An 18056-nucleotide genomic window follows, 5' to 3' on the forward strand; every position below is an offset into this window, starting at 1 on the left:
CCGTGGACCGCGCACGTGCCACGCGGTCCACGGGACGGCCCCGGACGACGGGGCGCCGGCCGGCTCAGAAGAACCCGAGCTTGGTCCCCGAGTAGCTGACCAGCAGGTTCTTGGTCTGCTGGTAGTGGTCGAGCATCATCTTGTGGTTCTCGCGGCCGACGCCCGAGCCCTTGTAGCCGCCGAACGCCGCGGCGGCCGGGTAGGCGTGGTAGCAGTTGGTCCACACGCGCCCGGCCTCGATGTCGCGGCCCGCCCGGTACGCGACGGCCTGCTCACGCGACCACACCCCCGCGCCGAGGCCGTACAGCGTGTCGTTCGCCGTGTGGATCGCGTCGGAGTAGTCGCTGAACGACGTCACGGCGACCACGGGCCCGAAGATCTCCTCCTGGAAGATCCGCATCGAGTTCTTGCCCTCGAAGATCGTGGGCTGCACGTAGTACCCGCCGGACAGGTCGCCGTCCAGGTGCGCGCGCTCGCCGCCCGTGAGCACCTTGGCGCCCTCGGCCTTGCCGATGTCGATGTAGGACAGGATCTTCTCGAGCTGGTCGTTGGACGCCTGCGCACCGATCATCGTCTCGGTGTCCAGCGGGTTGCCCTGCTTGATCGCCTCGACGCGCGCGATGCCGTCGGCCAGGAACCCGTCGTAGATCGACTCCTGGATGAGCGCGCGCGACGGGCACGTGCAGACCTCGCCCTGGTTGAGGGCGAACATCGCGAAGCCCTCGAGCGCCTTGTCGTAGTAGTCGTCCTTGGCGCGCGCGACGTCCTCGAAGAAGATGTTCGGGCTCTTGCCGCCCAGCTCGAGCGTCACGGGGATGATGTTCTGCGACGCGTACTGCATGATCAGCCGCCCCGTGGTGGTCTCACCCGTGAACGCGATCTTGCGGATCCGCGACGACGACGCGAGCGGCTTGCCGGCCTCGACGCCGAACCCGTTGACGACGTTGACCACGCCCGGCGGGAGCAGGTCCGCGATGAGCTCCATGAGCACCAGGATCGACGCGGGCGTCTGCTCGGCGGGCTTCATCACCACGCAGTTGCCCGCCGCGAGCGCGGGCGCGAGCTTCCACGTGGCCATGAGCAGCGGGAAGTTCCACGGGATGATCTGGCCGACCACGCCCAGCGGCTCGTGGAAGTGGTACGCGATGGTGTCCGCGTCGATCTCCGAGATCGACCCCTCCTGCGCCCGGACCGCACCCGCGAAGTAGCGGAAGTGGTCGATCGCCAGCGGCAGGTCGGCGGCGAGCGTCTCCCGCACCGGCTTGCCGTTCTCCCACGTCTCGGCGACCGCGAGCATCTCCAGGTTCTGCTCCATGCGGTCGGCGATCTTGTTCAGGACCAGGGCGCGCTCGGTGGCGGACGTCCTGCCCCACGCGCGGGCGGCGCCGTGCGCGGCGTCCAGCGCGAGCTCGATGTCGTCGGCGTCGCCGCGGGCCACCTCGGTGAACGTGCGGCCCGTGACGGGCGTCGGGTTCTCGAAGTAGCGGCCGTTCTTGGGTGCGACCAGCTCGCCGCCGATCCAGTGGTCGTAGCGCTCACGGAAGGTGGCCGGGCTGCCGGGGGTGCCGGGTGCTGAGTAGACGGTCATACGTCTGGCTCCCTTCGGGTGCACGGGCGCCAGGGGGCTGGGCGCCCGGTGGCGCGGCGTCGTTGCCGCGCTCTGCCGCGACGCTAGGCACGCGGACGTTGCAGCACCGTTGCAGCCGCTCGACAGCCGCTCGACGTCCGACGAGGCCGCCCACCCGCCTCAGCCCGCGAGCGCCGCCCGCAGGAACGCGATGTCCTCCGCCTGGCGCTCGGCCGGCGTCTCCACCAGCGCGTCGCACCCCGCCTCACGCACCACGTGCGCGATGAGCTCGGGCGGGATGGTGCCCGTGGCGAAGTTCGCGTGCCGGTCGCGGCCCGAGCCCGCCTCGTCCCGGGAGCTGTTGGCGTGCACCAGGTCGATGCGGCCGGTGATGGCGCGCACGCGGTCCACCACGGTCTCCAGGTCCTCGCCCGCGGCCCACGCGTGGCACGTGTCGAGGCACAGCCCCACGTCGTACCCGCCGATCGCGTCCCACAGCATCGCGAGCCGGTCCAGCGACCGCGCGCACGCGTTCTCCCCGCCCGCGGTGTTCTCCACCAGCACGCGCACGCCGAACGTGGCGCGCTCGAACAGCTTGCGCCAGTTCTCGACCCCGACCGCGACGTCGTCGCCGTCGCCCACGTGGCCGCCGTGCACGACGAGCCCGCGCGCCCCGAGCACGGCCGCCGCGGCACTGTGCTGCGCGACCATGGTCCGGCTGGGGATGCGGACGCGGTTGTTGGTCGAGGCGACGTTGACCAGGTACGGCGCGTGCACGTACACGCCCAGCCCGCTGTCCAGCAGCGCCTGCGCATCCTCGCGCGGGACGGGCTTCTTCCACCCCTGCGGGTCCGCGAGGAAGATCTGCACGCACTGCGCGTCGATCTGCGGGGCCGTGCCCACCGGGTCGTCGTCCCGCACGTGCGCGCCGATCAGCACCCGGTTCTCGTCGTCGGTCATGCCTGCGACAGTAGGCGAGACCGGTGACGCCCGTCCGGCGGGGCCAGGTCGGCCTCGAGCCGCGCGAGCCGGGCGACCGCACGCAGGTGGCTCGCGGAGCCGGGTGGGCTCGCGGCGACGAGCGCCTGCCACGCGCCGTAGTCGTCGGCGCCCTCGTCGGACGCCGCCCACCGGACGATCACGCGCGGGTCGCGCGTGGCGAGCACCGCGGCGCGCACCTCCTCGGTGACCGCCGTGCGCACGCGCAGCACGCCGGGCGACGACGAGCGCGGCAGCACGGGCCCCGTGTAGGAGCCGACCGCCTGCTCGACGTCCCCGAGCGCGAGCGCGTCCCGCACCGCGTCCACGTCCGTGCGGACCGGGCGCGTGAGCCGGTACGGGCGCGACTCGCTCAGCAGCGGACCGACGATCCGGCGCAGCCGCGAGACCTCGGCGCGCACGGTCACGCCGGACAGCTCCGCCTCGCTGAGCAGCACGGCGAGCCCGTCCGCCGTCAGGCCGCCCGGGTGCTCGGCGAGCAGCAGCAGGATCTCGGCGTGCCGGCCGGACAGCCGGTGCGCCGACCCGTCCACGACGAGCGTGCCGCCCTGGCTGCCGAGCACGCGCAGCGTGGGTGCGGGCGGCCCGGCCGCGCGGCCCGCGGCGTTGCCCACGGTCGCCTCGACCGCGGTCGCGGTGGCGCGCACCAGCTGCATCGCCAGGCTCGTCGCGACCACCGGCCCGCCCGTGATGTCGAGCACGCCGAGCATGCGCCCGTCCGCGTCGTGCACGGGTGCGGCGGCGCAGTTCCACGGCTGCACGGGCCGCGCCCAGTGCTCGGAGCCGATGACCTGCACGTCCCGGTTGGTCGCGAGCGCGGTGCCCGGTGCGTTGGTGCCCGCGCAGTCCTCGCTCCAGACCGCACCCTCGACGAACCCGGCCCGCCCGATCGCGCGGCGCACGCGGCGGTTGCCGTCCACCCACAGCAGGCGGCCGCTCGCGTCGGTGAGGGCCGCGACCCACTGCGGGTCCTGCGAGAGCAGGAGCTGGCGCACCACGGGGATCGCGGCGGACAACGGCGTCTGCCGCCGCAGGCCGGCCAGGTCGTTGTCGGACAGGTCGTCGCGCGGCGCGGGGCGCTCGGGGTCCACGCCGCTGCGGCGGCTGCGCTGCCAGGAGTCCGCGACCAGCCGACGGACCCGGCCGGGCACGCGGCCCGTGCTCACGAACGCGTCCTGGTCCGCGCGCACGTCGGCGGTGGTGGTCACGCGCACCTCCCGTCGTCCGGGGACGCCGCGGCGGGGACCGGCCACGGCGCCGACCGTTCGAGTGTAAGGACCAAGGTCCTATCCCGGCAGGTCCGGGTGATCTGACGTTCTGTGCGAGACTGTCAGCATGCCCAAGATCATCGGCGGGTCGCTCCACGAGCACCGCGAGCAGACCCGACAGAAGCTGTTCGCCGCGCTGTCGACGCTCATGGCCGAGCAGGGCTTCGACGCCATCACGCTCGCCGAGATCGCGCAGGCCGCGGGCGTCGGGCGCACCGCCGTCTACAACCACTTCCCGGACAAGGAAGCCCTCCTGGTCGGGTTCATCACGCACGAGACCGAGCAGTACGCCGCGACGCTGCAGCGCGCGCTCGACGACATCGACGACCCCGTCGAGCGGCTGCGCACCTACGTGAGCCAGCAGATCCAGCTCAAGCGCGTCTACCACCTGGCCCCCGGACCCGAGCTGCGCTCCGTCCTGTCGCGTCAGACGCAGGCCCGCGTGCGCGAGCACGTCGTCGTCGTCGAGCGGATCCTGCGGGACATCCTCACCGACGGCATCGCGTCGGGCGCGTTCCCCGAGCAGGACCTGGACACCACGGTCCCGCTGGTCAACGCGTGCCTGTCCGGGCGCGGTGTCCCCGACGAGGGCCCCGAGCGGGACCGTGCGATCGAGCAGACCGAGACGTTCGTGCTGCGCGCGGTCGGCGCTCCCGTCCTGATCCCCGCGTGAGCGGCCGGGGCCGCGGTCGTCGGCCCGCGAGCGCCGGTGACCCGGGCCGCGGCACCGGACGCGGCGGCACCACCCGACGGCCCGCACGTCCCGGCCCCGCCGAGCGCGCGGCTCGCCCGCGCCGCGACGACGAGCAGCCCGCGGGCCGCCCGCGCGGCGAGCGCTCGGCGGGACGTCCGGCGGCCGGACCGCCCCGCCCCGCACGCACGCGCGTCGAGCTGACGTTCCTGCCCGGCCTGGGCGAGGTGCTCGCCGACGAGGCCGCCGAGGTGCTGGGGGCCCGCCCCCGTCCCGTGCCCGGTCGCGACGACGCGCTCGTCGTCGACCTGCCCGGCGCGCTCGCCGACGTGCGCCGCCTGCGGACGGCGGTCGCCGCGTTCGTCGCGCTGCACTTCGACGTCCCGCGCCCCCGGGCCCTCCTGAGCGGGGACCACCTGGCCCGGATCGTCGCGGCCGCGTACGCGTCGCTGCGCGTCGCGGGCTCCTCGACGTTCCGGTTCGAGGCCGCCGGCGCCGACTCGTCCGTGTTCGCCCGCCTGGGCGACGAGCTCGCGTCGGCGACGGGCCTGCGGCACGACGAGCAGGACGGCGAGCTCGTCGTGAAGGTGCGTCGGGGCGCTCGTCGGGACACCGCCGCGGCCGAGCAGGACCCGGGCTGGGACGTGCTCGTGCGCGTCGGACCCCGGCCGTTGTCCGCGCGCACCTGGCGCGTCACCGACTTCCCCGGCGCCGCGAACGCGACCATCGCGGCCGCCATGGTGCGGCTCGCGGGCCCGCGGGACGACGAGCGCGTCCTCAACCTCATGTGCGGCTCGGGCACGCTCCTGGTCGAGCGCCTCCTCGCGGCCCCGGCCGCCGCGGCCGTGGGGTTGGACCTGGCCGACGACGCGCTGGACGCGGCGCGCGACAACCTCGAGGCCGCGGGCCTGACCCGCCGCGCGTCGCTGGTCCGCGCCGACGCGCTCGACCCGTCGTCGTGGCCCGCGGGCACCGCACCGGCCGACCTGATCCTGGCCGACCCGCCCTGGGGCACGCTGCACGGCTCGCACGCCGACGCCCGCGCCGTGCACGCGGGGCTGCTCCGCGCGGCCCACGCCGCCGCAGCGCCCGGTGCGCGGCTCGTCGTGCTCACGCACGAGGTCAAGGTCATGGAGCAGGCGGTCCGGGACGCCGACGCGCTGTGGCGCGCTCACCCGCCGGTCCGGGTGTTCGCCAAGGGCCACCACCCCCGCATCTGGCTCCTCACCCGCCCCTAGCCCCTTTCCCCCCGGCCCCACGCCGAGCTGGCGGATAGGTACCAGTTCGCGGGATGGGTGCGCCGGGGGCGTGCGCCGAACTGGCGGATAGGTACCAGTTCGGCGGGATGAGGGGGGTGGCGGGGTGGGGGAGGATGGGGGCGTGACTGGGCGACTTCCTCGGGTGCGGGCCTCGGAGCTGGTGGGGCGGGGGTGGCTCAACACCGGCGGACGGGACGTGAGCCTCGCCGACCTGCGGGGCAAGGTCGTCGTGCTCGACTTCTGGACGTTCTGCTGCATCAACTGCCTGCACGTCCTGGACGAGATGCGCGAGCTCGAGGCGGAGTTCTCCGACGTGCTCGTGGTGGTGGGTGTGCACTCCCCCAAGTTCGTCCACGAGGCGGACCCGGTGGCCCTCGCGTCGGCGGTGGAGCGGTACGAGGTGCACCACCCGGTGCTGGACGACCCGGACCTGGTGACGTGGCGCGCCTACACCGCGCGAGCGTGGCCCACGCTCGTCGTGATCGACCCGGAGGGCTACGTCGTCGCGCAGATGGCGGGCGAGGGGCACCGGCACAACCTCGAGGTGCTGGTGCGCGAGCTGGTCGCCGAGCACGACCCGAAGGGCACCCTGCACCGCGGCGGGGGCCCGTACGTGCCGCCCGCCCCCACGCCGGGCACGCTGCGCTTCCCCGCCAAGGCGGTCGCGCTGCCGGACGGGAACCTGCTGGTCGCGGACGCGGGGCATCACAGCCTGGCCGAGCTCGCGCCGGACGGGCAGACGCTGGTGCGGCGCATCGGCTCCGGTGAGCGCGGACTGGTGGACGGCGGTCCCGACGACGCGCGGTTCAGCGAGCCGAACGGCCTGTGCCTGGTGCCCGACGAGCTGCGCCCCTGGGTGGGCTACGACGTGCTCGTCGCGGACACGGTGAACCACGCGCTGCGCGGCGTGCGGCTCGCGGACGGGCACGTCAGCACGGTCGCGGGCACGGGTGAGCAGTTCATGGTCGGCGCGGCGGACAACGTGCTGCCGGGGTGGGGCGGGGACGACCGCAGCGGGCGGGCGTACGCGGGCGCGCCGCTCGCGGTGCGGCTCTCGTCGCCGTGGGACGTCACGTGGTCGGCGGCGTGGGGTGCGTTCGTCGTCGCGATGGCGGGCAACCACACGCTGTGGGCGTTCGACCCGAAGGAGCCGTCGCTGCGGCACGTCGCGGGGACCATGAACGAGGGCCTGCTGGACGGGCCGCTCGCGGACGCGTGGTTCGCGCAGCCGTCGGGCCTCGCGGTGGACGACGAGGGCGGCATCTGGCTCGCGGACTCGGAGACGTCGGCGCTGCGCGTGGTCGAGCCGGTGCACGGCTCGGCGGGTGACGGCTCGGTCCGCACCGTGGTGGGTGCCGGGCTGTTCGAGTTCGGGCACCGCGACGGTGCGGCCGACGAGGCCCGGCTGCAGCACCCGCTGGGCGTCGCGGTGCTGCCCGACGGCTCGGTCGCGGTCGCGGACACGTACAACGGCGCGGTCCGCCGGTTCGTCGCCGGTACCGACGGTGCGGGCGGCGCGGTCACGACGATCGCGACGGGCCTGGCCGAGCCGAGCGGGCTCGTCGTGCTGGACGGCGCCGACGGGCCGGTGCTGCTGGTCGTGGAGTCCGCGGCGCACCGGCTCACGCGGGTACCGCTCGCGGGGGTGGTGGCGCGCGCCGTGGACGGTGGCGTGCACCGCACGCAGCGGCCGGTCACGGACCTCGGGGAGCGCGTGCGGCTGGACGTGGTGTTCACCCCCGCGGCGGGCCAGAAGTACGACGACCGCTACGGCCCGTCCACCCGGCTGCAGGTCTCCGCGACTCCGCCCGGGTTGCTGCTCGCGGGCGCGGGTGACGACGTCGCGTTCGAGCGCGAGCTCGTGCTGGACCCGGCCGTGGGCGAGGGCGTCCTGCACGTGACCGCGCACGCGGCCTCGTGTGACGACGACCCCGCGGTCGAGTACCCCGCCTGCCACCTCAACGCGCAGGACTGGGGTGTCCCGGTCCGGGTGACGGCCACCGGCGAGACCACCCTCACGCTGCCGCTGCACGGCTGACGCGGGGACCGTCGCTAGGACGCGCCGTCCACCGCGACCGCGGCCAGCGCGTGCAGCGCGGTGGTCACGGCCTGGCCGGTCGCGGCGTTCGCCGACGCGCCGACCTCGACGATCCAGGTCCCGTGCGTCACGCGCGTCACGGTCTGCTGGCGGTCCAGATCCGCGGGGCTGCCGCCGCGCGCCACGGCCGCGGCGTCGCCGTCGCGCTGCATGAGCACCGCCCAGTCCGAGCCGCCGAGCGTCTCGGTGGTGGCCGCCGCCATGGCGCACAGCCGCGGGACCACGCCGGGCTGTGCGGCGGTGATCGCGGCCGCACCGGAGACCACCACGCGCTCGGCCGTGACCGCGGGGTCCGCGATCGGCACCGCGGACTTGCGCGCGCGGGCCCGCGCGCGCTTGACCCGGTACTGCGCGATGTCCGCGCGGCGGAACAGGTGGCGCGCGGAGACCTCGCCCGTCACGGCCGTCGACGCCAGGCCGTAGGAGATCGCCGCACCGTGCGGCAGCGGGAGCTCCGCGGTGGTGCTGGCCATGACCTCGGCCACCTCGGAGCGGTGGTGGCCCACCACCACCAGGCAGAACTCGTCGCCACCCAGGCGCGCGGCCGTCGACCCGGGCAGGCGCTCCGCGGCGCGGCTGAGCACGTCCGCGACGGTCCGCAGCAGGTCGTCGCCCGCGTCGTGGCCCAGCCGGTCGTTGACACGCTTGAGGCCGTCCACGTCGCACATGACGATGCAGACCTCCTCGCCCGACTCGAGCGCGGACTCGGCCTCGGCGTCCGCGACGCGGCGGTTGGCGAGCCCCGTCAGCGGGTCGTCCGCAACCAGGTGCCGGATCTGCGACTCGAGGTCCACGCGCGCGATCGCGCCCGCAGCCAGCGCGCCGATCACCTCGGCGCGCGCCACGTCGTCGTCGGTGAACAGGCCGAGCGTCCTGTCCCGCATCGCGAAGACCTGACCCCACACGATGCCGTTCACGACGATCGGGGCGCCCAGGCCGCTGGCGGCACCCACGTCCCGGAGCGTCGCGACCTCGATCGGGTCGCCCGCTCCCTCGTCGCCCGCCTCGACCGGCTCACCCGTGATGTCCATGGCGTGCGCCAACCAGCTCTCGCGGTCGCGGATGAGCCGGCGCAACGCGGGTCGCTCGTCGGCCCGGTACGTCATGCGCAGCCGCCACAGGTGGCGCTGGTCCGTGGGGGTCGGCTCGACCGCGAGCACCGTGCACGTGTCCTGCTCGATGCGGCACACGGCCGCGGTCCGCGCGCCCAGGATGTCGGTAGCCAGCGCGGCGGCGGCCTGCACCACGTCCTCGAGCGTGCGGCACCGGTCGAACCGGTGCGCCGCCGTGGCGAAGCCGCGAACGCCGCCGAGTGCCGCGGCGGCACGTCGTCCCGCACGCGCGTCAGCACTGGCTCTCCGCGTCACGGGGACATCATCGCGTGCCGAACCGCATGGTGGGCGACCGTGCGGGCCGGAATCACTCTTTTTCGCACAATCCGGGTACCTGCGGTAGTCAGCCGTTCAGGTGGTGCTCCCCCAGCTCGGCGAACATCGCCTGGTTGAGGCGGAAGGCGACCCGGGCCTCGTCGACCACCGCGGCCCGCTGCGCGGCGTCCAGCGGGAGGCGGTCCAGGCGGTCGCGGTACACGTCCTTGAACGGCTTGAGCTTGTGGATCTCCGGGAAGTCGTAGAACTGCACCCCGGCATCCCCGAGCCCGTAGTGGCGCTGCACCATGCGCTTCACCACCTGGCCACCGGACAGGTCGCCCAGGTAGCGCGTGTAGGCGTGCGCGGCGTACCGGCACAGGTCGGTCGCGCAGTCGCCCAGCCGTTCGGCGTACGCGCGCGTGGCCGGCAGGACCTCGACGCGGTCACGCCAGGCCGGGCCGAGCAGGTACGCCAGGTCCCGCTCGATCGCCGGGACGCGGGTCAGCTCGTCGAAGACGAGACCGTGGTCCGCACCCGCGCCGCGCAGCAGGCCACCGGCGTGCTCGAGCGCGGTGTAGACGGCGAGCTGCTGGACTGCGAGGTCCGTGTACGCGGCCCGGCCCAGCCGTCCGGCCAGCAGCGCCTCGACGAACTGCATCCCCTCGGCCTGGCCGTGCTGCTCCCGAGTGCCCTCGCGCAGCGCGGTCGAGAGCGGTGCGGCGGTAGCGACGGGCGTGGGCGGGGACGCGGTGGTCGTCACGGGCGGTCTCCTCCGGGTCGGGGCAGGTCGTCTGCGCACGTAGGTGACGTGCCGTCATCAAACGTACGGGAGGAAGTTAGGTTGCCTACCCTCTGCGATGCGCTCCCGGACGACGGACGCCGCACCACCTCGGCGGGTGGTGCGGCGTCCGTGTGCCGGTGAGCGGGGATCACACCGTGGGGGGCGGCACCTCGCGGTGCTCGACCACGGCGACGTGCGACGTGTTCCTCCGCTGCGCGTTGAGGATCAACGCCAGGATCAGCATGAGCGCACCCGCGCCCATGCAGATGTAGCCGATCATCTCCAGGTTCACGCCCTCGATCGCGTCGCTGACCGCGAACGACAGGATGGCGCCGATCACGAGCAGCGCGATACCGCCTCCGATACCCATGCTGAGCTCCCTCTCGTCGGCCGGCCGCGGTGGCCGGGTCCAGGTTCGGGAGTCTTCCCCCGCCCGGCGCTCAGCGCGCGCCGGGCGCCCTTTTCATCCCAGTACGTCCGGGTATGGCACGGCCTGATCGCCCGTCCGGCCCAGCACGTGCTCGGCCAGGAAGGCCTCGACCACCTGGTACCAGACCACCGCGTGCTGCGGGCTCAGGACCCAGTGGTTCTCGTCCGGGAAGTACAGGAAGCGGTGCGGCGTGCGGCCCTCGTCGTCGGCCGGCAGACCCGACTTGGCGAGCAGCTCATACCAGAGGCGCAGCCCCTCCCCGATCGGCACGCGGTAGTCCTTGTCGCCGTGGATGACCAGCATCGGCGTGACGATCTGCTCCACGAACCGGTGCGGCGAGTTCGCCCAGGCCATCTCGGGCGTCATCTCGCGCTGCCAGTAGTACGACGCGTCCGTCGTCGGGCCGAACTGGTCGAGCGCCCACAGGCTCGCATGCGTGACCACGGCGCGGAACCGGTCCGTGTGCCCCGCGACCCAGTTGGCCATGTACCCGCCGAACGAGCCGCCCAGCGCAGCCGTGCGCGTCTCGTCGACCGCGGGGTGGGCCTCCGCGACGTCCGTGACCGCCATGAGGTCGGTGAACGGCGCCTCGCCCCACGCACCCCACCCCGCCTGCACGAAGTCGCGGCCGTAGCCGGTCGACAGCGCCGGGTCCGGCAGCAGCACCGCGTAGCCGCGGGCCACCAGCAGCCACGGGTTCCAGCGCCACGACCAGGCGTTCCACGAGCCCAGCGGGCCGCCGTGGATCCACAGCAGCAGCGGGGCACGCTCGTCGGCGTTCGCGCCGTGCGGCAGCGCGAGCCACGCGCGCACGCGCCGACCGTCCGCCACGGTCGTCTCGACCTCCTCGAGCCGGCCCGGCAGGTCGAGTGCCGGGGCCGGGGACCTCAGCGGCACGGCCGCGGACGGGACTGCGGTGAGGTCGATGCGCACCGGGTGCGCGGGGGCCAGGTACGACGAGCGCAGCGCGTACGCCGTGCGGCCGTCCGGCGCCACCTGGACATCGGTGAACGCCGCATCGTCGCTGGTCACACGCGTGACGGTGTCACCGGCGGGGTCGAGGTCGATGCGGAACACCGGCGCCCGGCCCTCGTCGTCCGCCACCACGAGCAGGCCCGACGAGTCCGGGAGCCACACGGGGCTGCCGGGCCAGCGGTCCCAGTCCGCCGCGACCAGCCGCACCTCGCCACCCGCGAGCGGCACGAGCGCCAAACCGGCCTGCGGCGCGTCGTGCGGCGTCGAGATGGTCTCGCGGCCGAACACCACCCACCGGCCGTCCGGGGAGATCACCGGGTCGAACGCGTCGAACGCGTCGTCGCTCACCAGCGTGCGGCGCTCGCCCGTGGCCACGTCGACCGCGACGAGACGGCCCCGCTGGTCCCCGCGCGCGCGGGGCTCGGTCCAGCCCGTGACGATCGTCGTGCCGTCCGGTGAGATCGCCGCATGCTGCTCGACCAGCGCGGCGCCCGGGCTCGGCGTGCGGTCCACCAGGGTGAGACGCTGCTCGTCGTCACCCGCGAGCGGGGCCGTGTCCGGGGTCAGCGCGGCCAGGTCGGCGGTGAACAGGTGCGGCCGGCCCGGGCCCAGGTCGTGGTCCCAGTACCGGACCGGGTAGCCCGCGTGCAGGATCGCGGCGACCTTCTTGTCCTTGCGAGCCGTGCGCAGCTTCTCGTCGTGCTCGGCGTCGGTCGCGTGCGGCAGCACGTCGCCCGTGAGCAGCGCGACATCGGCGTCCTTGGCCACCGTGACGCCCCCGAGCCCGCCCTTTCGGGACGCGACCACGCGCGCCTCGGCACCGTCCCGGGGCAGGAGCCACAGCGCGGGCGGGGCCTCGTCGTCCGCGTCCTTCGCGCCCGGGTCCGGGCGAGCGCTCGTGAACAGCACGTCGCCGTCACGCGTGAACGCCGCGCCCCCCTCGCTCTTGGCGGACCGGGTCAGGCGGCGCGCGGGGCGCTCACCCGTCGGGTCGACCTCCCACAGCGCGGTCAGGTACTTGGTCTTCTTAGCGTCGAGCGTCGCCACCGACGTGACCAGGCGTGTGCCGTCGGGTGACAGCACCAGCCCGCCCACCCGTGGCACGCCGACGTACTCCTCGAGGTCTCCCACATTCACCATGCCCCCGTCCTACCACCCCCCACCCACCCATCCCCCCCTCCAGCCGAACTGGCAGTTGTCCGCCAGCTCGTGCGAGTGCCCGCCCCGCCCCTCCAGCCGAACTGGTAGTTGTCCGCCAGCTCGCCGACGTCGTGTCGCAAGCCGACCCCAGCCTCGGCCCCCGCGCCCTCGACCACCGGGGCACCCCCCGCTCCGGCGGCACACGCCGGAGCACGCTGGGGTCGTTCCATGCGTAGCGACGACGTGCCTTGGGCGCTGCAGACCGTGGCCCGAGGCCAAGGCGGGCTGGCGGGGTGGTGGCAGTGCGACGAGCACGGCGTGCACACCGACGCGCGGCGCCGCCTGGTCCACGCGGGAGCCTGGACCAGCCCGACTCGCGGCGTCTTCGCGCTCACTCCCGCACAACCGGAGCAGCACGACGCGATGAGGCTCCGCGCCGCGTGGCTGGGGCTGCTGGCATATTGGTCGCGACGCTGTCGCAGTCGGCACCAGCGCACTCGCGCTCCACGGTGTGCAGGGACTGCCGACCGCGACGACCCCCGAGATCTCGATGCCGGGTCGCCGCTTCGGGAGACGACGGGACGGTGTGCAGGTCCGCTACTTCGGGGACTTCCCGACGACGACGGTCGGCGGCAGGCTTGTCGCCACCCCTGCAGCCGCGTTGGCGCAGGCCTTGCCCGAGCTGCGGCGGCGCGACGCGTTGGCCGTGGCTGACTCCGCGCTACACCGTGGGCTGATCGGGGCAGACGACCTCGGCAGCGTGCGGGACGCCATGCGTGGTCGACGAGGCGCCGCGTCTATCGACACCTGGTGGCACCTCGTCGACGGCCGCGCCGAGTCCCCGCTGGAGTCCTTCGCCAGGCTCGAGTGTGTCGACCTGGGTATCCCGCCGCACGAGCTGCAGGTCGTGGTCCGCACCCCCGGCGGCGCGTTCGTCGGCCGGTGCGACCTGGGCTGGCGACTGCGCGACGGGCGCTGGCTGATCGCCGAGGTGGACGGACGAGAGTGGCACTCGTCGGCTGCCGCCCAGGCCAAGGACCAGCTCCGGCAGGACGCGCTCCTGCGGTCCGGAGCGGTCGCCTGGCTGGGCCGCTTCACCGCGCACGACCTGTCCGACCTACCCGGAGCCGTGCAGGACGCCCGCCGCCGGCACGAGTCAGCCTGAACAGCGGCACTCGGCGGGTCGCGACAGACGCGAACTGGCGGACAGGTACCAGGTCGGCGGGTGGGATGGGCGCGAACTGGCGGACAGGTACCAGGTCGGCGGGTGGGATGGGCGCGAACTGGCGGACAGGTACCAGGTCGGCGGGTGGGATGGGCGCGAACTGGCGGATAGGTACCAGTTCGGCGGGTTGGGGGTCAGTCGGCGAGGGACTTGAGCATGGCGTTGTAGGCGTCCAGCTCGGGATCCTCGTCGCGTGTGCGGCGGTCGCGCCGGCGGGCCTGCCGGTCGTCGTCGCGGGACCAGGACAAGGCGACCGCGATGGCGAGCGCGAGCGTGGGCAGCTCACCGATCCCCCACGCGACGGCACCGCCCTCCTGCTGGTCGGCGATCGCGGACGCGCCCCAGGGTCGGCCCAGCAGGCCGAACCAGTCGGCGACGAGCAACGCCTCGCCGCTGACCAGCGCGACACCGAAGAACGCGTGGAACGCCATGGTCGCGAACAGCGTGAGCAGGCGCTGCGGGTACCCCAGCCGCTGCGGGCCCGGGTCCACGCCCACCAGCGAGTTGGCGAACAGGTATCCCGCGGCGGTGAAGTGCACGACCATGAACAGGTGCCCGACGCTGCTGCGCAGCGACCACTCGAACAGCCCGGTGTAGTAGAACGCGACCATCGACCCGGCGAAGTTCACCGCCGCGACCACGGGGTGCGCGAGGAACCGGCCCACGTGGCTGTGCACCAGCGTGAGGATCCACTCGCGTGGTCCGCGTGAGGCGTCGTCGGCCAGCGTGGAGGCCCGGACGGGCAGCGCGCGCAGCGCCAGCGTGACCGGCGCGGACAGCACCAGGAAGATCGGCACCACCATCGCCAGCACCATGTGCTGGACCATGTGCGCGCTGAACAGGACGTGCCCGTAGGTGGCGGGCCCGCCGTTGGTGGTCCAGAAGAGCACGACCATGCCGACCGTCCACGCTGCGGTCCGCTGCCACGGCCACGCGTCGCCGCGCCGGGCCAGACGGCGCACCCACCGCCAGTACACGACGAGCGCCGCGACGGCCGCGAAGGCCATCAGCAGGTCCCAGCGCCACTCGGTGAACCACCGCACGAGCGTCGGCTCGGGCGGCAGGTCGTGCCCGGTGACCTGGTAGGCCACGCTCGGCGTCACGGGCGGCTCGTCGGGCACGGGCGGCGCGCTCGAGCCGAGCGCCACGGCCACACCCGACACGGCCCCCATCACCACGAGCTCGACGCCGACCAGGCGCCAGAACAGCCCGGGCCGCGGTGCGGGTGCCGCGTCGAGCGCGGCGATGGTCCGGCGGCGGTGCAGCAGCCCCAGACCCGCGAGCACGACGAGCAGCGCGGCCTTGACGACGAGCAGCACCCCGTACCGCGTGCCCAGGTCCGCCCACTGGCCGAGCCGGATCCAGCCGCTGACGAGTCCCGAGACGGCGACCGCGGCCACGCACCAGCCGGCGACGACGGAGTACCGCGCGACCGCGGGGGCCACGTCGCGGCCGAGGCGGCCGACGAGCAGCGCGAGCGCCGCGAGCGCCCCGATCCACACCGCCGCGCCGACCAGGTGCACGAACATCGCCGACGTCGCGAGCTCGTGGCCCGCCGCACCGGCCGCGTGCCCGAGCTGCGCGACCTGCCACAGCGCGACGAGCGCGAGGGCGAGCGTCCACGCGGCACCCGTGGGCGTCCGCACGACGAGCGCGAGCGCCGTCACCACGGCGGCGACGACCACGGCGGACCCCAGCGTGCGGCCCTGCTCGATCTGCGACACGTACAGCCACAGCTCGTCGCCGAACGACTGCTCGGTGAGCGCGCGCCCCGCGACGGACGCGTAGCTCAGCACCAGGTGCAGCACCGCGGCCAGCGTCCAGGCGCCCGCGGCCCAGCCGGCCACACGCAGGGTCGCGGGGTACGCGGTGCCCTCGGCACGTGCGGCACCCGCGCGTGCGCCGCGACGCGGGGCCGCGGACTCGTCGCGACGCGGCAGCACGCCGACGGCCAGGACGAGCGCCCCGACGACGACCGCGCCCAGGAGCTCGGTGAGCGTCTCCGTGACCGGCAGCCCCCAGCGCACCCACGGGCCCGCGTCCCGCACGAGCGAGGCGACCGCGGCTCCCGTGAACCACACGCCGACCACGACCGCGACGACCGCGGCGCCCACCAGCCCGAGCACCCGCCGCGGCCCCGCGCCGGGTGACGCGCCCCGGGCCGGTGCCGTCGGGACGGCACGCGCGACGGGCGTGCTCATGCGCGCGCTGCCATGCTGCGGACGGGGGCGGGGCTCACGGACCCAGCATCCCCCAGGCGCGCGCGGCGGACCGACGCCCGCACGCGTGCCGTGACCGGGAACACACCCACGGCCCCCGATTGTTGCTGACGGGCACGCCCTCGGGGGCGGATCGTGGGCCAGCCCTCTGGCCGCCCTCCTGCGGAAGGTCCCCATGCAGCAGCAGCACACCGAGGCCGACGAGCAGACCGGCCCGACGTTCACGGCACCCACGCACCGCGAGATCGTCACGATCCTCGGCGGGCTCATGATCGGGATGTTCCTGGCCGCGCTGGACCAGACCATCGTCGCGACGTCGATGCGGACCATCGGCGACGACCTCAACGGCCTGTCGCTGCAGGCCTGGGTCACGACCGCCTACCTGCTGACCGCGACGATCTCCACGCCGCTGTACGGCAAGCTCTCCGACATCTACGGCCGCAAGCCGTTCTACCTGCTGGCGATCAGCCTGTTCGTCGTCGGGAGCCTGCTGTCCGGGACGGCCGACTCGATGTACCAGCTCGCGGTGTACCGCGGCATCCAGGGCCTGGGTGCGGGTGGCCTGATGTCGCTCGCCATCACGATCCTGGGCGACCTGGTGCCGCCCCGCGAACGTGCGCGCTACCAGGCCTACTTCCTGGCCGTGTTCGGCACGTCGTCCGTGCTCGGCCCCGTGATCGGCGGGTTCTTCTCCGGTGCGGACCAGATCGCCGGGATCGCCGGCTGGCGGTGGGTGTTCCTGGTCAACGTGCCGCTCGGGCTGATCGGGCTCGTGGTGATCACCCGGGTGCTGCACCTGCCGCCGCTGCGCCGGATCGAGCACTGGATCGACTGGCCGGGTGCGCTCGCGCTCGTCGTGGGCCTGGTGCCGCTGCTGGTCGTGGCCGAGCAGGGACGGCTGTGGGGCTGGACGTCGCCCCGCGCGCTGACCTGCTACGCGATCGGGCTGGTGGGTCTCGTGGCGTTCGGGCTGCTCGAGCGGCGGGCGGGCGCGGACGCCATCCTGCCGCTGCGCATGTTCGCCAACCGCACGTTCTCGGTGGGCGCGGCCGCCAACACCGTGATCGGCCTGGCCATGTTCGGCGGGCTCGCGGTGCTGCCGCTCTACCTGCAGATCGTGCGCGGCCAGACGCCCACCGAGGCGGGCCTGACGCTCATCCCGTTCACGCTCGGCATCATGAGCGGGTCCGTGATCGCGGGTCAGCTCACGTCCCGCACGGGCCGGTACAAGGTCTTCCCGGTGGTCGGCACCGTGCTCATGGTCGCCGGCGGGCTGCTGTTCTCCACGCTCGGCGTGACCACTCCGCTGGGGCTGCTGTTCGCGTACTCGATCGTGTTCGGCCTCGGGCTGGGCCTGACCATGCAGCCGCTGGTCCTCGCCGTGCAGAACGCGGTCCCGGTGCGGGACATGGGCGTCGCCACGTCGTCGTCGCTGTTCTTCCGGCAGATGGGCGGCACGCTCGGTACCGCGGTGTTCCTGTCGATCCTGTTCTCGACGGTCGGGACCACCATCGGCGACGCGATCGAGCGCGCCGCACGCACACCCGCGTTCCAGGCGGCGCTGGCGGACCCGAAGGTCGCCGCCGACCCCGACAACGCCCCCGTGCTCGCGCTGGTCAAGGGCACCGGTGGCGGCCTGAGCCTCGACGACTCGTCGTTCCTGTCCGGCATGGACCCGCGGCTGGCCACGCCCCTGCTCGAGGGGTTCGCGCAGTCGGTGGACCTGGTCCTGCTCATCTCCGGGCTGATGATGCTGGCCGGTGTGGTGCTCACGCTGCTGATGCCCGAGCTGCCGCTGCGCAACGTCTCCGGCATCGAGGGCCGCCTGGCCGACGACGCCGCGCTCGACGCCGCAGCTGCGCCGGCGCCCGCGCCCGGGGTGGGCGTCACGCCTGTGGGTGCCGTGCAGGCAGCGACGGCCGACCTGGACGCGACGCGCCGCGTGAGCGACGCCGGCACCGGGACCCCGCCCCACCAGGAGATGCACAGGGACGACCGCTAGCCTCCCGACTGAGCCGGGGTCCGCGAGGGACG

General features: G+C 74.2%; 13 protein-coding genes. 5 read left to right on the forward strand and 8 right to left on the reverse strand.

Going from position 1 to position 18056, the window contains the following annotated elements:
- Positions 1–64: 64 nt before the first annotated feature.
- The 3 genes from adh to CELGI_RS15490 form a co-directional block, all read right to left on the reverse strand.
- Entirely contained in the window at positions 65–1588 is a 1524-nt protein-coding gene (gene adh / locus CELGI_RS15480) for an aldehyde dehydrogenase (protein WP_013885082.1), read from the reverse strand.
- A gap of 159 nt (positions 1589–1747) precedes the next feature.
- A complete protein-coding gene (locus CELGI_RS15485) occupies positions 1748–2527 on the reverse strand; it encodes a deoxyribonuclease IV (RefSeq protein ID WP_013885083.1) in 780 nt (259 codons plus the stop codon).
- Positions 2524–3774 (reverse strand): GAF domain-containing protein, encoded by a 1251-nt coding sequence (locus tag CELGI_RS15490; protein WP_013885084.1) that lies wholly within the window; start codon positions 3772–3774, stop codon positions 2524–2526. Before CELGI_RS15490 ends, CELGI_RS15485 begins: the two co-directional genes overlap by 4 nt.
- A 127-nt stretch (positions 3775–3901) precedes the next feature.
- Between CELGI_RS15490 and CELGI_RS15495 the strand changes: the two genes are divergently transcribed.
- From CELGI_RS15495 to CELGI_RS15505, 3 genes are all read left to right on the forward strand, one after another.
- Entirely contained in the window at positions 3902–4507 is a 606-nt protein-coding gene (locus tag CELGI_RS15495; RefSeq protein ID WP_013885085.1) for a TetR/AcrR family transcriptional regulator, read from the forward strand.
- A complete protein-coding gene (locus CELGI_RS15500) occupies positions 4504–5763 on the forward strand; it encodes a methyltransferase (RefSeq protein WP_013885086.1) in 1260 nt (419 codons plus the stop codon). The genes CELGI_RS15495 and CELGI_RS15500 overlap by 4 nt, the downstream gene beginning before the upstream one ends.
- Before the next feature lie 142 nt (positions 5764–5905).
- Positions 5906–7822 carry an NHL domain-containing thioredoxin family protein gene (locus CELGI_RS15505; RefSeq protein ID WP_013885087.1) on the forward strand — a complete coding sequence of 639 codons (1917 nt, stop codon included), beginning with the start codon at positions 5906–5908 and terminating at the stop codon, positions 7820–7822.
- Positions 7823–7836: 14 nt separating this feature from the next.
- On the opposite strand, the gene CELGI_RS15510 is transcribed toward CELGI_RS15505, so the two are convergent.
- The 4 genes from CELGI_RS15510 to CELGI_RS15525 form a co-directional block, all read right to left on the reverse strand.
- A complete protein-coding gene (locus CELGI_RS15510) occupies positions 7837–9249 on the reverse strand; it encodes a GGDEF domain-containing protein (protein ID WP_041574236.1) in 1413 nt (470 codons plus the stop codon).
- Positions 9250–9337: 88 nt separating this feature from the next.
- Positions 9338–10012 carry a biliverdin-producing heme oxygenase gene (locus tag CELGI_RS15515; RefSeq protein ID WP_013885089.1) on the reverse strand — a complete coding sequence of 225 codons (675 nt, stop codon included), beginning with the start codon at positions 10010–10012 and terminating at the stop codon, positions 9338–9340.
- Between the two features lie 169 nt (positions 10013–10181).
- Positions 10182–10403, reverse strand: a complete 222-nt coding sequence (locus CELGI_RS15520) for a DUF6458 family protein (RefSeq protein WP_013885090.1) — start codon at positions 10401–10403, stop codon at positions 10182–10184.
- A gap of 93 nt (positions 10404–10496) precedes the next feature.
- On the reverse strand, positions 10497–12578 hold the full coding sequence (locus CELGI_RS15525) for a S9 family peptidase (RefSeq protein ID WP_013885091.1): 2082 nt from the start codon (positions 12576–12578) through the stop codon (positions 10497–10499).
- Positions 12579–13350: 772 nt separating this feature from the next.
- On the opposite strand from CELGI_RS15525, the gene CELGI_RS16640 reads away from it, so the two are divergent.
- The gene (locus CELGI_RS16640; protein WP_150104770.1) at positions 13351–13743 is read left to right on the forward strand and encodes a hypothetical protein; all 393 of its coding nucleotides are present in this window, start codon (positions 13351–13353) and stop codon (positions 13741–13743) included.
- Positions 13744–13937: 194 nt separating this feature from the next.
- On the opposite strand, the gene CELGI_RS15535 is transcribed toward CELGI_RS16640, so the two are convergent.
- Positions 13938–16004 carry a cytochrome c oxidase assembly protein gene (locus CELGI_RS15535; RefSeq protein WP_013885092.1) on the reverse strand — a complete coding sequence of 689 codons (2067 nt, stop codon included), beginning with the start codon at positions 16002–16004 and terminating at the stop codon, positions 13938–13940.
- A gap of 193 nt (positions 16005–16197) precedes the next feature.
- Here CELGI_RS15535 and CELGI_RS15540 point away from each other — a divergent pair, with 193 nt between their 5' ends.
- Complete coding sequence (locus tag CELGI_RS15540) at positions 16198–18024, forward strand: MDR family MFS transporter (protein WP_013885093.1); 1827 nt, start codon at positions 16198–16200, stop codon at positions 18022–18024.
- Positions 18025–18056 lie beyond the last annotated feature (32 nt).

It is taken from the genome of Cellulomonas gilvus ATCC 13127, from assembly GCF_000218545.1.
Classification (GTDB): Bacteria; Actinomycetota; Actinomycetes; order Actinomycetales; family Cellulomonadaceae; genus Cellulomonas; species Cellulomonas gilvus.